This is a genomic window from Paracoccus sp. 228 (genome assembly GCF_000967825.1).
In the GTDB taxonomy this organism is placed as follows: Bacteria; Pseudomonadota; Alphaproteobacteria; order Rhodobacterales; family Rhodobacteraceae; genus Paracoccus; species Paracoccus marcusii.
Map to the genome: position 1 here is coordinate 352,563 of NZ_JYGY01000001.1, position 16,322 is coordinate 368,884.

Genomic DNA, 16,322 nt, shown 5'->3' on the forward strand with positions numbered 1-16,322 from the left:
CCGTCCCGGGGCCGCCCGCGCGGCCCTAGGGCAGGATGAACTCGACGCCCGGCAGGACCGCGATCTCGGCCACGTCGGCGCGATAGTTTTCGGTCACCTGATCGACCAGCCCCTGCGTCCAGCCCGGCAGGTCGACGGTCTGCTCCAGCACCTCGGGCAAGGCATGTGCGGCCAGGACGTCGGAATAGATCTGGCGGCGCTGCGCGACATTGGTCTGGTCGCGGCCCGCCATCGCGGCGCGCAGCTTCTCCATCCCGGACGGGCCCAGCAGGTCGAACATGTAGGGCATGTTTCCCGCCAGCGGCACGCCGTCGGGCAATGCGCCGATCAACCGCACCACCTCGGGCCAGATCAGCGGCACATCCTCGTGGCACCACAGGACCAGGCGGCGGCCCTGCACCGATCGGACCAGCTTCTGGATGGCCAGCCGCCAGCGCAGCTGCAGCGGGTGATTGCCCTGCATCAGGTCGTCATAGCCGCCGCCGCTGAACTGGGGCAGGACCTCGGCCAGCAGGGTGGCGGGATTGCGCATCGCCAGGAAGAACTCGGTCCGCGCCGACGGGAACAGCCGCGACAGCGCGGCCGCGCGCATGCCGATCTGCGGATAGAGCCCGTCGCGCCCCACAGCCCGGCCCGGCGCACCCATGAAGGTCGAGGTGGACATCACGATCCGCTTGGGATCGTCGCTTTCCAGCATCGCGTCCATCATGATCTGTTCCATCTCGGGCGTGGCGGTGCCGCCGTTCAGCGATGCCAGCGCCTCGTCGAACAGCCCACGGTGGCGGTTCGGGGTGACAACCTCGGTGCCGATGCCCTGCAGGGCGGCGCGGTTGTTCAGCAGCGTCTTGAGCAGGCGGTCGCGGTCGGTGCCGTGCACCCCCAGGTGGAAAACCATCTGCATCTGAACTGTCCCGTCTTTTCTTGGCCTTGCGGCGGGCAAGCCCACCCTGGTTGTGGCGCGCAGATTAACCGTCCGGCGTGGACAGTCAAACCGCTTTGGCATATCGCCCTTGGGCATGACCCGGACAGCCCCAGAACCGACCCGCAGCCGCCGTCACGATCATGCCCTGCGCCAGGGGGGCGGGCGCGGATGGTCGGTCGCCGCGGTCCTGGTCGCGGGGCTTGTGCTGATGCCGGTCCTGTCGGTCGTCTGGCTGGCGCTGAACCCCACCGACAACATCTGGCCGCATCTGCTGTCCAGCGTCATGCCCCGCTATTTCGGCAACACGGTCGCGCTGGCGGTGGGGACGGGACTGCTGGCCGCGGCGATGGGCACCGGGGCTGCCTGGCTGGTCAGCATGTACGACTTTCCGGGCCGCGGCGTGCTGCAGTGGCTGCTGCTGCTGCCGCTGGCGGTGCCCGCCTATATCGGTGCCTATGCGCTGGCCGATTTCCTGGATTATTCCGGCCCGGTCCAGATCGCCCTGCGCGGCTGGTTCGGGTGGGAGACGGCCCGCGACTACTGGTTCCCCCGCATCCGCTCGCTGGAGGCGGCGATCGTGGTGCTGGCCTCTGCGCTCTATCCCTATGTCTATCTGCTGACGCGCGCCGCGCTGCACGAACAGTCGGGCAGCGCATACGAGGTCGCACGCGCCCTGGGCACCGGCCCCTGGGGCCTGTTCGCCCGTGTTGGCTTGCCGCTGGCGCGCCCGGCCATCGTGGCGGGATCGGCCATCGCGATGATGGAGGCGGTCGCCGATTACGGCGTCGTCAGCTATTTCGGGGTCCAGACCCTGAACACCGGCATCTTCACCACCTGGCTGGAGCGTCGGAACGCCGGCGGTGCCGCCCAGATCGCCTGCGCGATGCTGGCCATCATCGTGCTTCTGTCACTGTGGGAACGCTTTGCCCGCCGCAACGCACGCTATCACCAAAGCGCCCGGCAGCCGCGGCCGATCCAGCGCCAACGCCTGCGTGCCCTGCCGGGGGTCCTGGCGACGCTGGCCTGCACGCTGCCCTTCGCGATGGGGTTCGTCCTGCCGGTGGGGGTGATCGCGACCTATGCGCTGGCCTATCCGCAGGGTTGGGTGTCGCCGGGGCTGGTGAGGGCCGCTTGGCATACGGTGTCGCTGGGCGGGATTGCCGCGGTGCTGACGGTTCTGATGGCGCTGATCATGGTCTATGGCACGCGCCTGTCGGGGCGGGCGCTGCCGCGCCTGCTGATGCCGGTCACGACCATCGGCTATGCCGCGCCGGGGGCGGTGCTGGCGGTGGGCCTGCTGATCCCGCTGGCCGCGCTGGACCACCGGGTCGCGGACGGCTGGCTGGCGGTGACGGGCACCGATCCGGGGCTGATCCTGACGGGCACGGGCACGGCCATCGTGCTGGCCTATCTGGTCCGTTTCTTCGCGATCGGGCAGGGGGCGATCGACGCGGCCTTCACGCGGGTGCCGCCCTCGCTGCCGATGGCGGCGCGGTCGCTGGGGCGCGACAATGCCGGGGTGCTGCGCGCTGTCTATCTGCCGATGATGCGCGGGTCGGTGGGGGCGGCGCTGCTGCTGGTCTTCGTCGATTGCGTCAAGGAACTGCCCGCAACGCTGCTGCTGCGCCCGTTCAACTTCGAGACGCTGGCGACCCGCACCCACGAACGCGCCAGCCTGGAAGATCTGGGCAACGCCGCGCCCGCGGCACTGCTGGTGATGGCCGTGGGGCTGGCCGCGGTCGCGCTTCTGGCGCGCACCAACCTGGGCGGTGCAAGGCGCACGAAGCCGCCGCTTGCGTAACATCGGGCGGCTTGGTAATCGGACGACGTTGCCGGCTTAGCTCAGTGGTAGAGCGTCTGATTTGTAATCAGGGGGTCGGGGGTTCAAATCCCTCAGCCGGCACCAAGTTTCCCTTGCATTAAGGCCCTGTCCGCCCTATCTAGACATGGCTACGTTAAATTCTCTGCATCCTGTCTGCTTCTGCCTTCAGTCTGCTTTGTTAATCTGACGGCCAAGCCACCGCATACTGCGGGTGGAACACTAAGACAGGAGATCTCACGATGGCCAACGGCACCGTGAAGTGGTTCAACAGCACCAAAGGCTTCGGCTTCATTCAACCGGAAGGCGGCCGCCAGGACGTTTTCCTGCACATCTCGGCTCTCGAGCGCGCGGGCCTGTCGGCTCCGGCCGATGGCCAGAAGGTGACGTTCGAGCTGGAGCGTGGCCGCGACGGTCGCGAATCGGCAACGAACGTTCAGTTCGTCTGATCCGACGCCTTACGGCGACGATATGAAAGGGCTGCCGCAAGGCAGCCCTTTTTGCATGTGCGCGCTTGAGGCCGCACGCAGATTGGCATAGCAGACCCCCATGAAAATTCTGTTTCTTGGCGATGTGATGGGCCGTTCGGGCCGTCGTGCGATCACCGAACGGCTGGCGGGGCTGCGCGCCCGGCTGAAGGCCGATCTTGTCGTGGTCAATTCGGAGAACGCCAGCGGCGGACGCGGCTTGACCGCGGGTCACGCGCAGCTGCTGCTGGAGGCGGGGGCCGATTGCCTGACGCTCGGCGACCATGCCTTTGATCAAAAGGACATGCTGGCCTTCATCGACCGCGAACCGCGGATCGTGCGCCCGCTGAACTTCGCGCGCGAGGCGCCGGGCCGCGGCCACACGATCATCAGCGACCAGCGCGGGCGCAAGGCGCTGATCGTGCAGGCCCTGGGCCAGGTGTTCATGTCGCGTCCCTATGACGATCCGTTCTCGGCGCTGGACGGCGTGCTGCGCGCCCATCCGCCGGGCGGCATGGTGCAGGCCGCCCTGGTCGACATCCACGCCGAAGCGACCAGCGAGAAGATGGCCGTGGGTCATTTCTGCGACGGGCGCGCCAGCCTGGTGGTGGGCACCCACACCCACGTCCCCACGGCCGATGCGCAGGTCCTGCCGCGCGGCACGGCCTATCTGACCGATGCGGGGATGTGCGGCGACTATGACAGCGTGATCGGCATGGACAAGGCAGAGCCGCTGCGCCGCTTCATCACCGGTATGGTCCGCGACCGCTTTGTGCCCGCAGAAGGCGAGGCGACGCTGTCCGGCGTGCTGGTCGAGACGGACGACCGCACGGGCCAGGCGCGCAGCGTCCAGCCGGTGCGCGACGGCGGTCGGCTGGCGGCCACGCATCCGGCCTGACCCGCCGGCACCGTTTCAACTTTCGCTTGCGGCAGCGCAGAAAACTGCTCTACACCCCGATGTCGGGGCCGCATCCGGGCCGTGTGACGAGACAGGATCTTCATGCTTGGCTTTGAACTGACCGGCACGACCGCTTCCGTTGCCATGCTGATCATCGTCAGCATCACCTTTGTCCTCTTCATCCGCGAAAAGCACCCGCCAGAGGTCATCGCCATCGCCTCGGCGGCGACGATGATGGTGCTGGGGCTGCTGCCGGTCGAGGATGCGGCGGGGGTGCTGTCGAATGCCGCGCCCTGGACGATCGCGTTCATGTACCTGCTGATGGGCGGCCTGATGCGGACGGGGGCGCTGGACCTGATGTCCAGCATCGTGTCGGCCCGCGCCGACACCAATCCGATGCTGGCCGTGGCCAGCTTGTTCGGCTTCGTGATCGTGGCATCGGCGGTGATGAACAACACGCCGGTCGTCGCGGTGATGATCCCGATCTGCATCCAGCTGGCGCTGCGGCTTGGAACAACGCCGTCCAAATTGTTGATGCCACTTAGCTATTTCACGTTGATGGGGGGCATGATCTCGTTGATCGGCACCTCGACCAACCTGCTGGTCGACGGGGTGGCGCGCGAACGCGGGATGGAGCCCTTCACGATCTTCGAAATCGCCCCGGTGGGCATCGCCATCACCCTTGCCGGGATCGCCTATTTCCTGCTGATCGGGCGCAAGCTTCTGCCCGAACGCACCTCGCTGGCCGGCTTCCTGGGGTCGCGCCGCGAGATGAAGTACTTCACCGAAGTCGCGATCCCCGAGGATTCGTCCCTGGTCGGCCAGACCGTGACCGAGGTGGCGCTGTTCAAGCGCGACGCGGTGCGCCTGATCGACGTGCTGCGGGGCGACGCGTCGCTGCGCCGCAACCTGCCCGAGGTGGTGCTGGCCCCCGGCGACCGCGTCGTCCTGCGGTCGGAGATGTCCGACCTGCTGGAGATGCTGGACAACAAAAACCTGCAGATGCTGGACAAGCTGGGCTCGGTCGCGACCGAGACGGTCGAGGTCCTGATCTCGCCGGGCTGCCATCTGATCGGTCGCCGCCTTGGCGACCTGCGCCTGCGCCGCCGCTATGGCATCTATGTCCTGGCGGCGCACCGGCGGAACCAGAACATCGGTCGCCAGCTGGACGACCTGGTGGTGCGCGTGGGCGACACCCTGCTGCTGGAGGGCGCGCCAGAGGATATCGGCCGCCTGGCCACCGACATGGAGATGGTCGACGTCTCGCGCCCCTCGGCGCGCGCCTATCGGCGCAATCGCGCCCCCATCGCGATCATCTGCCTGCTGGCCGTGGTCACGCTGGCGGCCCTGAACGTCGCCCCGATCCTGGCGCTGTCCTTCCTGGCGGCCGCGGTGATCCTGATCACCCGCTGCGTCGACGCCGAAGAGGCGTTCTCTTTCGTGGACGGCCGCCTGATGGCGATGATCTTCGCCATGCTGGCCGTGGGCGAGGCGCTGGAACATACGGGGACGGTCAACCTGATCGTCGACTTCCTGGCGCCGCACCTGATGGACCTGCCGCCGTTCCTGACCCTGATCGCGGTCTATTTCCTGGGCCTGATCCTGACCGAGGTCCTGTCGAACAATGCGGTCGCCGTTTTGCTGACGCCCATTGCCATCGCGCTGGCCACGACCCTTGGCCACGACCCGCGGCCCTATGTCGTGGCCGTCATGTTCGCGGCGACCGTCGCCTTTGCGACGCCAATCGGCTATCAGACACATATGATGGTCTATGGACCGGGGGGGTATCGGTTCTCCGACTTCGTCAAGGTGGGCGTGCCGCTGGACATCATCTGTGGCATCGTGGCGTGCCTGATCATCCCCATCCTGTGGCCGCTGGTCCCCTGACGCCCTGCGCTTGCCGCGACTGCAATGCTGCCATGCAGCATCGGCGGTTGCGATCGGGGGGCAAAACCCCGATCTAGGGCGCAGGGGAGGAAACGACTTTGTCCTATGCAAGGAGTTTCCACATGGCGACCATCGCTTCTGTCGATCACAAATCCACCGGTTTCTCGGCCGGCTCGCTGTTGGCGCCGTTCCGTGCAGTGGGCCGCTTCATGATCGCTCTGGCCGAGGCAAGCCCGCAGATGCGCGCGCTGAACCGCCTGAGCCAGATGTCGGATGCCGAACTGTCCGCCAAGGGCCTGACCCGCGACGGCGAAGTCCGCCGCATCCTGGGCGGTTCCGCCGCGCTGTAAGGCGCGCCAGATCACCCGACGACCACCGCGCGGCCCCCTGGGGCCGCGTTTCGCATTGCGATGTGGGTGCCCGCTGGACTAGAAGCGGACCATATTCCAGTTTCCGCACGAAGGACGACCCGACATGGCAGGGCATTCCAAATGGGCCAACATCCAGCACCGCAAGGGCCGGCAGGACAAGCTGCGGTCCAAGCTGTTCTCCAAGCTGGCGAAAGAGATCACCGTGGCCGCCAAGATGGGCGACCCCGATCCTGAAAAGAACCCGCGCCTGCGCCTGGCCGTCAAGGAGGCCAAGTCGAAATCCGTCCCCAAGGACGTGATCGACCGCGCCATCAAGAAATCGCAGGGCGGCGACGCCGAGACCTATGACGAGATCCGCTATGAGGGTTACGGCCCGAACGGGATCGCGCTGGTGGTCGAGGCGATGACGGACAACCGCAACCGCACCGCGTCGAACGTGCGCAGCTATTTCACCAAGTCGGGCGGCGACATGGGCCAGACCGGTTCGGTCAGCTTCATGTTCGACCGGGTCGGAGAGATCGTCTATCCCTCATCCGCTGGCGATGCCGATACGGTCATGCTGGCCGCGCTGGAGGCCGGGGCCGACGACGTCGAATCCGACGAGGAGGGCCACTGGATCTATTGCGCCGACACCGCGCTGAACGAGGTGTCCAGCGCATTGGAGGCGTCCTTGGGCGAATCCGACACCGCCAAGCTGATCTGGAAGCCTCAGGCGCCCACCGAGGTCACCGACCTTGAGACCGCGCAAAAGCTGATGCGCCTGATCGACACGCTGGAGGATGACGACGACGTGCAGACCGTCACCGGCAATTTCGACATCTCGGAAGAGATCGCGGCGCAACTGTAATCGCCGTCGATCGCGCGGGCGGGCCGTTCCCATCGGGGGCGGCCCGTCCTGCGTTTTGCGCCTTGCGCGCCGCCGGGAAAGGCGGCAATTGCAGATCATGCAGATGCAAAGCGAGACACGCCGCGACCTGATCGGCATCGGATGGATGCTGGCGACAGGGCTGTGCTTTGTCGCGGTCAACACCATCGTGCGCGGGCTGGACGGCGCGCTGCCCGCGGCGCAGGCGGCGTTCATCCGCTTTCTGTTCGGATTGGTGTTTCTGGCCCCGGTCATCACCAGCGCCCTGCGGAGCGGGTTTTCGCGGGGGATCTGGGGGCTGTTCGCGCTGCGCGGTGCGCTGCACGTGGTGGCGGTGGTCGCATGGTTCTATGCGATGTCGCGCATCACCGTGGCCGAGGTGACGGCCATCGGCTTTCTGAACCCCATCATCGTGACGATCTGCGCCGCGCTGTTCCTGGGTGAAAAGCTGGCCTCGCGGCGGATCGCGGCGGTGGCGGTGGCGCTTATGGGCGCGCTGGTCGTGCTGCGGCCGGGGTTGCGGGAGCTGGACCCCGGGCATCTGAGCCAGGTGCTGGCCGCTGTTGCCTTCGGTCTGTCCTATCTGATCGCCAAGCAGCTGTCGGATCGCGTGCCCGCGGCGGTGGTCGTGGCGATGATGTCGCTGACTGTGTCGGTCGGCCTGGCACCGCTGGCCATCGCGCAGTGGGTGCCGCCGACGATGGGCCAGCTGGGCTGGCTGGCGCTGGTCGCGGTCTTTGCGACGCTTGGCCATTACACGATGACGCGGGCCTTTGCGGCCGCGCCGCTGACGGTCACGCAGCCGGTGACGTTCCTGCAGCTGATCTGGGCCAGCCTGGTCGGCGTGCTGGTCTTTCATGAGCCGCTGGACCCGTGGGTGATCCTGGGCGGCGGTCTGATGATCGGGGCGATCAGCTATATCACCTGGCGCGAGGCGCGCATCCGCGCCCGCACCGTCACGCCACCGGTCAGCGCCACCAAGGTTTGAGCTAGGCCGCGCGCAGTCGGCCCATCCCCCAGAGCAGCCGTTCGGCCAGCCAGTCGGCGGGCCGCCTGAGCCGCGTCAGCGTGGTCGCCACCGTCGTCGAGCGGCGCGCGGCGCGGTCGAAACCAAGGCTCATCACGCACAGCGCGACCAGCAGGGCGGCGGTCCATGCCAGTGCCCCGGTCACGTCGGTGGGCTGTGGGGCGACCAGATACAGCAGGACATTGCCCCAAGCGAAGGTGAACATGCTGGTGCGGCCAAAGAAGGTGGCGCGGGACCATGCCCCGATGCTTCCGACCTTGCGAATGTCGATCAGCCAGACGAAGAACAGCGTCATCAGCGTCGCCGACAGGATGCCAGTTGCGAAATACAGCGGATTGCTGTCCCGCCGCAGGCTGCCATCCGCCAGGCCGTCGATCACGTCGACGCTGACGAACAGCCCGCCGATCAGCGCGACCCCCGCGCCCCCGACCAGCAGCGCACGCACCCGGCGGCCAAAGCTTGGATCGGCCAAGGGGTCTGTCGATCCCGCCGCCGACCGGCCGGTCAGATAGCGGCCCAGGCATTGCCCGGCGATGACCAGCGTCAGGCCGTGCAGCACGGACGGACCTGCAAGCGGCAGGTCGCCAAAACCGGTCAGGAACTGCACGAGGCTGGCCATGGGGGTGGGCGCGCCCAGATCGTTCTGGACGTCCGGAAGGCCGCTGAGCAGGGGCCACGCCGCGTGACAGGCCAGCGCGGCGACCGCCAGCGGCAACAGCCCGGTCCGCGTCCGAATCCACAACAGGATCGGCGCGACGGCGAGGACGATGGCATAGAACTTCAGGATTTCCGTATAGGGCAAATTTCCCATGAACAGGACCGTCGCGGTGCTGTAGGGCACCGAGTAGCCGTCATCGGTCAAGGTCAGTGTCAGGATCGTCAGCGCATAGAGAACCCAGCACTGGAACGCCCGCGACAAAAGCCGCATGGCAACCCCATGGCGCGCCTGACGCGTGGTCCAGCGTGGGCGATAGACCACCTCCAGCATCGTGCCGAACAGCAGGATGAAGGTCGGTGTGGCGATCTGGAAGGCAAATCCCGCAACGCGGGTCAGCGGTTCGGACATGTGGGCGTAAAGGCCCACATCCGCAAAGACATGCGACGACATCGCCAGCACGATCGCCAGGCTTCGCGCCGCATCAAGGCCAATGATCCGCATCTGTTTACCACGTTAATACTTTGCATTCTGTGCAACGCGGGGTCATAGCAGAATGCCGCCCGATTGGAACCGCGCATTGGCGCCAAGAGTTTTTCCGCCGATCGCAGGAGGATTCAATGGCATCGCATGAACAGGTTTGGGACGACTGGCAGAAGCTGGTGAACATGACGCCGTCCCAGCTGAAGGATTGGCTGGACACTGACGACAGCAAGTCGGTGGGCGACACCGGCGGGCAGGGCGAAAGCACCGGCCACAAGTCAGGCCGCCACATCCTGCGCATCAAGGACAAGAAGAAGGCCGACCTGACCGACGACGACTGGTCGCACATGGCCAAGGTCGCGGGCTACATCAAGCGCCACTTGGCGCAGGGTGGGCCCGAAAAGGACAAGGAACACAGCGACTGGCGCTATTCCCTGATGAACTGGGGCCACGATCCGCTGAAGTGATCGCAGCCCCGGCAAATTAGCGGTTCGGCCACAGCGTCGCGTGGCGGTTGACGTCCTTGTACAGAAGATAACGGAACGGCCCCGGGCCGCCGGCGTAACAGGCTTGCGGGCAGAAGGCGCGCAGCCACATGTAATCGCCCGGACCCACCTCGACCCAATCCCGGTTCAGGCGATAGACGGCCTTTCCTTCCAGCACGAACAGGCCGTGTTCCATCACGTGCGTTTCCGCGAAGGGAATCGAGCCGCCGGGTTTGAACGTCACGACGGTGATGTGCATGTCATGGCGCAGATCGGCCGGGTCCATGAAGCGCGTGGTGCCCCATGCCCCGTCCGTGTCGGGCATCATGGACGGGGCGATGTCCTGTTCCTGCACTACGATGGGGTCGGGCTTGTCCGTGCCGGCAAAGGGCTGCCAGCGCTTGCGCCACCAGTGAAAGCCTGCGGGGCCTGCGGTGCGGTTCCTGACCCGCCATGGCGTGCCAGCCGGGATATAGGCAAAGCCGCCCGGCGACAGCAGATGCTCGGTCCCGTCGATCACCACCTGCATGTCGCCGCCGGTGACGAAGATCGCGTGCTGGACCTCGGAGTCGTCGTCGGGCGTGTCGCTGCCGCCGCCTTCGGCCAGTTCGACGATGTACTGGCTGAAAGTTTCCGCAAATCCGGTCAGCGGACGCGCCAGCATCCAGAACCGCATCCCCTGCCAGCCGGGCAGATAGCTGGTGACGATGTCACGCATCACGGTGCGCGGGATGACTGCATAGGCCTCGGTGAAGATCGCCGTGTCGGTGGTCATCCCCGTCTGGGGCGGCAGGCCCGCCACTGGCCCGGCATAGCGGATGCGCGGCGCGGTGGCATCATCGGTGGGAAGCTGGGCGATGTCGCCGGTGGGGGCGCCCGCGGGGCCGGTCTGGGTCATTTCAGGATCTCTTTCAGGCGAATGGTGGCGATGCGGGTGACCTGCGCCTCGGCTGTGGCGCGTTCGGTGGCGGTGTCGCTGTCGACGCGGGCCTGCATGGCGGACAGGATGCCCGCCTTGTCGTGGTCACGGACCGCGATGATGAACGGAAAGCCGTGCTTGGCGACATAGGCGTCGTTCAGGCGTGTGAATTCGGCCCGTTCCGCATCGGTCAGCGCGTCCAGCCCGGCGCTGGCCTGTTCGGCAGTGCTGTCGGCGGTCAGACGCTTGGCCTGCGCCAGCTTGCCCGCCAGATCGGGGTGGGCCTGCAGTACGCCCAGTCGTTCGTCGTCGCCTGACGCGCGGAACATCTGCGCCATGCGTCCGGCAAGGCCGCCGGGCGTGTCGTGGACGGCACCCATCTCGGCATCCCAGACGCGTTCGGCGATGAAGGGAGAATGTTCATAGACGCCGCCGAACCGCGCGACAAAGGCGTCGCGGTCCATCTGCGACGGGCGCGTGCGGGGCTGGAACGGATGTTCGGCCGCCCAGTGGCGGGCGATGTCCAGGCGGCTGGCGAACCAGACGCCCTCGTGGCTGCGGGCGTGGTCCAGGAACCGCTGGATCGCCATGGCCCGACCGGGGCGCCCGGCCAAGCGGCAATGCAGGCCGATGGACATCATCTTGGGCGCGCCGGCGGCGCCTTCGGCGTAGAGGATGTCGAAGCTGTCGCGCAGATAGTCGAAGAAGTCGGTCCCCGTTCCGAACCCTTGTCCGCTAGAAAATCGCATGTCGTTGGCGTCCATCGTATAGGGCACCATCAGCTGTGGCCGGCCGTTGTGGACGTGCCAATAGGGCAGCTCGTCCGCGATGGTGTCGGCCAGATAGGCGAACCCGCCTTCCTCGCAGCCCAAGGCCACCGTGTTCATCGACGTGCGGCCCTGATAGAAACCGTGCGGGCGTTCGCCGGTGATGGCGGTGTGTAGGGCCACGGCCTGGGCGATGTGGTCGGCCTCGACCTCGCGCGGGACGTTGCGATAGTCGATCCATTTCAGTCCGTGGGTCGCGATCTCCCACCCGGCCTCCTGCATGGCGGCCACCTGTTCGGGGCCGCGCTCCAGCGCGGTGGCGACGCCATAGACGGTGATCGGCAGGTCGCAAAGCATGCGGTGCATCCGCCAGAAGCCCGACCGCGCGCCATAGTCATAGATCGATTCCATGTTCCAGTGCCGCTGGCCGGGCCAGGGCTGGGCGCCGATGATCTCGGACAGGAACGCCTCCGAGGCGGGATCGCCATGCTCGATGCTGTTCTCTCCGCCTTCCTCATAGTTGAGGACGATCTGGACCGCGATGCGGGCACCGCCCGGCCAGCGGGGATCGGGGGTGGTCCGGCCATATCCGGTCAGGTCTCGGCTGTAGCGCATCTGTCTCCCCTTGTGCCTGTCGTTGCGTCAGCAAAGCGCGGCGGCCGCGCAAGGACAAGCGGTCAGGGGCGGAATTCTGTATCAAGGAATGCGCGACAATGGTCGGGTCTTTCAAAATCGCGTTGAAAGACTTACGCGCCGGGAACAATTGCGGCATGAGGCCGCGCCGCCCACTGTCCGGCCCAACGGCGGACGGGGGGTCCGCCAAGGGGGGACGCATGGAACGCTATTTTGGACTTGCCGAAAAAGGCAGCAGCGTCAGGACGGAGGTGATCGCCGGGATCACCACCTTCCTGACGATGGCATATATCATCTTCGTCAATCCGGACATCCTGTCCACAACCGGCATGGACCGCGACGCGGTCTTCGTCGCGACCTGTCTTGCCGCGGCGCTGGGCTCGCTGATCATGGGGATGTGGGCCAACTGGCCCATCGGCATGGCGCCGGGCATGGGGCTGAACGCCTTCTTCGCCTTCACCGTCGTGGGCGTCATGGGCTTTACCTGGCAGCAGGCGCTGGGCGCGGTGTTCATCAGCGGGATGATCTTCCTGTTCCTGTCGCTGACGGGCATCCGGCGCTGGCTGATCGCGGGCATCCCCGCGTCGATGCGCAGCGCCATCGCGGCGGGCATCGGCCTGTTCCTGGCGATCATCGCACTGCAGTCGTCGGGCATCGTGGTGGGCAACCCCGCGACGCTGGTCGCGCTGGGCGATCTGACCGCCACGGGCACGCTGCTGACGATCTGCGGGTTTTTTCTGATCGTGACGCTGGACGCGCTGCGGGTCACGGGGGCGATCCTGATCGGCATCCTGGTGGTGACGGTCGCGGCAATCGTTCTTGGCGTCAGCCAGTTTTCTGGCGTCATGTCCATGCCGCCGTCGATCGCGCCGACCTTCCTGCAGATGGACCTGATGGGCGCATTGACCTTCGGCATCTTCCAGGTCGTTCTGGTCATGGTCTTGGTCGAGGTCTTCGACGCCACCGGCACGCTGATCGGCGTGGCCAAGCGCGCGGGCCTGCTGACCGAGGGGCCGACCCACAAGAACAAGAACCTGGGCCGCGCGCTGATGGCGGATTCGACCGCGATCACGGCCGGTGCGCTGCTGGGCACGTCCTCGACAACCGCCTATGTGGAAAGCGCGTCGGGCGTGCAGGCGGGGGGCCGGACCGGCCTGACCGCGGTGGTCGTGGGCCTGCTGTTCCTGGCCGCGATGTTCTTTGCGCCGCTGGCCGGGTCGGTGCCCGCCTATGCGACCGCGCCCGCGCTTCTGTATGTCGCGACGCTGATGGTGCGCGAGCTGGCCGAGGTCAGCTGGGACGACGTGACCGAGGCCGCGCCTTCGGTGCTGACCGCCATCGCCATGCCGCTGACCTATTCCATCGCCAACGGCCTGGCCTTCGGCTTCATCAGCTATGCCGTGATCAAGCTGCTGACCGGCCGCGCGCGCGAGGTGCATGCCGCAACCTGGATCATCGCGGCCCTGTTCGTGGCCAAGTTCGCGTTGTTCGGCGCGCACTGACCCCCGGTCAGCGGGTCGGGCCGCCCAGGGCATCGGACAGGCTGGCCGCCGCGGCGGCCACCACCGCGCCCAGGGTCTTGACGTGTTCGGCCCCGATGCGATGCGTGGGGCCGCTGACGCTGATCCCGGCGATCGCCTCTCCGGACAGATCGAAGACGGGGGCCGCGATGCAGCGCATGCCCCGGCTGCGTTCCTCGTCGTCGAAGGAAAAGCCGCGGTGCCGGATGCGGGCCAGGTCCGCCTCGAGCGCCGCGGGGTCGGTCAGCGTGGTGTCGGTGAACCGCGCCAGGGGACCCAGTGCCGCGACGCTGTCGGGCCGGAACGCCAGCAGCGCCTTGCCGATCCCCGATGCGTGCAGGGGCGACCGGGTGCCGGGGGGAAAGAACGCGCGGATCGTTTCGGAGGTCTCGACCTGGGACAGGAACAGCACGCTGTCGCCCTGCAGGATGCCCAGGTTCGCGGTCTCGCCGGTATGTTCCATCAGCGCGCGCATGATCGGACGGGCGCGTTCCACAAGGCCCGACCGGCGCATGAAGGCCGATCCCAGGCGGAACGCCTGCGGCCCGATGTTCCAGGCCTGCGTCGCGGGGTCGCTTTCGGCCATGCCGCGCGCGGCCAGCGTGTGCAGCACCCGGTGCACGGTCGAGGGCGGCTGTGCCGATCGGTCCGCTACCTCGGACAAGGTCAGGCCGGGATGGGCCGCCAGCAGGTCCAGAAGGTCCAGCGCCCGGTCCAGCGACTGCACGGTGCCCGGCGCGTCGGGCAGGGTCTTGCGGGGGCGCCCCCGCTTGCGGGTCGGGTCGGCCATTATGCGTCCCTTGTTAATGCTGCCTTTAGATGCGGGCGAAAATGACGTCTCGCAAGCCAAAAAGCCAACGCTTAGAAAACATTTCCATTTTCGGTCGCCACGGGTTCCCGGCACGGGCTGGGCAGGGGCGGATTCGGTGCCGGGATTTCGGGCAGCCGGGGGTAGGGTGCCGACGACGCCCTGAAAATCCGTTTCGGGAAAATGACGGGCCAAGCTAGGTCTGGGTCAGTCGCGCAACCACGACGCGACATCAGAAGGGGAGCCCGCCATGACAGACAGCCTTTCCCGGACCCAGGTCCATCCCGTCGACCAGATGCTGCCCACGGGGCGATTGATCACGTTGGGGTTCCAGCACGTGCTGGTCATGTATGCGGGCGCCATCGCGGTGCCGCTGATCGTGGGCCGCGCCCTGCAGCTGCCGCCCGAGGAGGTGGCCTTCCTGATCTCGGCCGACCTGTTCGTCTGCGGACTGGCGACCCTGATCCAAAGCCTGGGCATGACCCAGTATTTCGGCATCCGCCTGCCGGTGATGATGGGCGTGACCTTTGCGGCCGTGGGGCCGATGGTCGCCATCGCGGGCCAGACGCCGGGCACCGACGGGGCGCGCGCACTGTTCGGTGCGATCATCGCGGCGGGCCTGATCGCCATCCTGCTGGCGCCGCTGATCGGGCGGGTGCTGCGGTTCTTTCCGCCCGTCGTCACCGGCACGGTCATCCTGGCCATCGGCATCAGCCTGATGCCCATCGGGATCAACTGGATCTTCGGCCTGCCGGTCGGTCCGACCGCGCCGATGCTGGTCGATCCCGCGCAGCAGGCCTGGCTGGACGGCGCCATCGCCGCGGGCGGCGTGCCCGAGGGGCTGCGCCTGGCGCCCGCCATGCCGAACCCCGCCTATGCTTCGGGGACGAACATCCTGATTGCGGTGCTGGTGCTGGGCACGATCCTGCTGGTCTCGCGGTTCGCCCGCGGCTTCATGGCCAACATCGCCGTCCTGCTGGGCATCGCCGTGGGCGGCGTCGCCGCGGCGGCGATGGGGCTGATGCAGTTCGACAAGGTCGGAGAGGCCGCCTGGTTCGCCGTCATCAAGCCGTTCCATTTCGGTCTCCCGACTTTTGACCCGGTGATGATCGTCACGATGGTCCTGGTGATGATCGTGGTGATGATCGAATCGACGGGCATGTTCCTGGCGCTGTCGGACATGTGCCGCCGTCCGATCAATTCGCGCGGCCTGGCCGCGGGCCTGCGTGCCGACGGTCTGGGCACGATGCTGGGCGGCATCTTCAACACCTTCCCCTATACCTCGTTCTCGCAGAACGTCGGGCTGGTGGGGGTCACGGGCATCCGGTCGCGGTTCGTCTGCGTGGCGGGCGGCATCATCATGATCGTGCTGGGCCTGATCCCCAAGATGGGCGCCCTGGTCGAAAGCCTGCCGACCACCGTGCTGGGCGGGGCCGGGCTGGTGATGTTCGGGATGGTCGCCGCCACCGGCATCCGCATCCTGAGCCGTGTCGATTTCACCGCCAACCGCCACAATCTGTTCGTCGTGGCCATCAGCATTGGCATGGCGATGATCCCGTTGGTCGCCCCCAACTTCAAGCAGTGGCTGCCCCATGCGATCCATCCGCTGATCCATTCGGGCATCCTGCTGGCCGCGGTCAGCGCGGTGGCGCTGAACTGGTTCTACAACGGTGCGGCCCCCGCGGACGAGGCTGAACTGGCCGAGGCCGGTCGTCTGGCCGATCACTGAGGGTCGATTATGCACGGTTTCTTAAGACTGCCTTGTCCATCAAGCCCCTGCCGCCCTTGGGCAAATC

The 16,322-nt window shown here is 66.9% G+C and carries 15 protein-coding genes and 1 tRNA gene; 11 read left to right on the forward strand and 5 right to left on the reverse strand.

Features of this window, described 5'->3' with window-relative positions; all coding sequences use genetic code 11:
• Positions 1-25 precede the first annotated feature (25 nt).
• Positions 26-901 (reverse strand): hypothetical protein, encoded by an 876-nt coding sequence (locus tag SY26_RS01665; protein WP_045999018.1) that lies wholly within the window; start codon positions 899-901, stop codon positions 26-28.
• A gap of 229 nt (positions 902-1,130) precedes the next feature.
• Here SY26_RS01665 and SY26_RS01670 point away from each other — a divergent pair, with 229 nt between their 5' ends.
• The 8 genes from SY26_RS01670 to SY26_RS01705 all read left to right on the forward strand — a co-directional run bounded on the left by SY26_RS01670 (position 1,131) and on the right by SY26_RS01705 (position 8,217).
• Positions 1,131-2,723: an iron ABC transporter permease gene (locus tag SY26_RS01670; RefSeq protein WP_232303268.1), complete on the forward strand. Its 1,593-nt coding sequence runs from the start codon at positions 1,131-1,133 to the stop codon at positions 2,721-2,723.
• Between the two features lie 30 nt (positions 2,724-2,753).
• Positions 2,754-2,828, forward strand: a tRNA-Thr gene (locus SY26_RS01675).
• A gap of 155 nt (positions 2,829-2,983) precedes the next feature.
• Positions 2,984-3,190 carry a cold-shock protein gene (locus SY26_RS01680; RefSeq protein WP_042248736.1) on the forward strand — a complete coding sequence of 69 codons (207 nt, stop codon included), beginning with the start codon at positions 2,984-2,986 and terminating at the stop codon, positions 3,188-3,190.
• Between the two features lie 100 nt (positions 3,191-3,290).
• Complete coding sequence (locus SY26_RS01685; protein ID WP_045999019.1) at positions 3,291-4,106, forward strand: TIGR00282 family metallophosphoesterase; 816 nt, start codon at positions 3,291-3,293, stop codon at positions 4,104-4,106.
• Positions 4,107-4,208: 102 nt separating this feature from the next.
• A complete protein-coding gene (locus SY26_RS01690) occupies positions 4,209-5,993 on the forward strand; it encodes an SLC13 family permease (RefSeq protein WP_045999020.1) in 1,785 nt (594 codons plus the stop codon).
• Positions 5,994-6,115: 122 nt separating this feature from the next.
• Complete coding sequence (locus tag SY26_RS01695; RefSeq protein WP_045981287.1) at positions 6,116-6,343, forward strand: hypothetical protein; 228 nt, start codon at positions 6,116-6,118, stop codon at positions 6,341-6,343.
• Positions 6,344-6,467: 124 nt separating this feature from the next.
• A complete protein-coding gene (locus tag SY26_RS01700) occupies positions 6,468-7,211 on the forward strand; it encodes a YebC/PmpR family DNA-binding transcriptional regulator (protein WP_045999021.1) in 744 nt (247 codons plus the stop codon).
• Positions 7,212-7,308: 97 nt separating this feature from the next.
• Positions 7,309-8,217, forward strand: a complete 909-nt coding sequence (locus SY26_RS01705) for a DMT family transporter (protein ID WP_232303269.1) — start codon at positions 7,309-7,311, stop codon at positions 8,215-8,217.
• 1 nt (position 8,218) lies between these two features.
• Here the strand turns inward: SY26_RS01705 and opgC are convergent, their stop codons facing one another.
• Complete coding sequence (gene opgC, locus SY26_RS01710) at positions 8,219-9,415, reverse strand: OpgC domain-containing protein (protein ID WP_045999022.1); 1,197 nt, start codon at positions 9,413-9,415, stop codon at positions 8,219-8,221.
• Between the two features lie 116 nt (positions 9,416-9,531).
• Between opgC and SY26_RS01715 the strand changes: the two genes are divergently transcribed.
• Positions 9,532-9,861 carry a DUF3140 domain-containing protein gene (locus tag SY26_RS01715; protein WP_045981284.1) on the forward strand — a complete coding sequence of 110 codons (330 nt, stop codon included), beginning with the start codon at positions 9,532-9,534 and terminating at the stop codon, positions 9,859-9,861.
• Positions 9,862-9,877: 16 nt separating this feature from the next.
• Here the strand turns inward: SY26_RS01715 and SY26_RS01720 are convergent, their stop codons facing one another.
• Positions 9,878-10,777, reverse strand: a complete 900-nt coding sequence (locus SY26_RS01720; protein ID WP_084693639.1) for a bifunctional allantoicase/(S)-ureidoglycine aminohydrolase — start codon at positions 10,775-10,777, stop codon at positions 9,878-9,880.
• A complete protein-coding gene (puuE, locus tag SY26_RS01725; protein ID WP_045999023.1) occupies positions 10,774-12,180 on the reverse strand; it encodes an allantoinase PuuE in 1,407 nt (468 codons plus the stop codon). The genes SY26_RS01720 and puuE overlap by 4 nt, the downstream gene beginning before the upstream one ends.
• Before the next feature lie 218 nt (positions 12,181-12,398).
• Here puuE and SY26_RS01730 point away from each other — a divergent pair, with 218 nt between their 5' ends.
• Complete coding sequence (locus SY26_RS01730; RefSeq protein ID WP_045999024.1) at positions 12,399-13,700, forward strand: NCS2 family permease; 1,302 nt, start codon at positions 12,399-12,401, stop codon at positions 13,698-13,700.
• A 7-nt stretch (positions 13,701-13,707) separates the two neighbouring features.
• Here SY26_RS01730 and bhcR read toward each other — a convergent pair whose 3' ends face one another.
• Positions 13,708-14,508 (reverse strand): HTH-type transcriptional regulator BhcR, encoded by an 801-nt coding sequence (gene bhcR / locus SY26_RS01735; protein WP_045999025.1) that lies wholly within the window; start codon positions 14,506-14,508, stop codon positions 13,708-13,710.
• 268 nt (positions 14,509-14,776) lie between these two features.
• On the opposite strand from bhcR, the gene SY26_RS01740 reads away from it, so the two are divergent.
• The gene (locus SY26_RS01740) at positions 14,777-16,255 is read left to right on the forward strand and encodes a nucleobase:cation symporter-2 family protein (protein WP_045999026.1); all 1,479 of its coding nucleotides are present in this window, start codon (positions 14,777-14,779) and stop codon (positions 16,253-16,255) included.
• Positions 16,256-16,322: the final 67 nt, after the last annotated feature.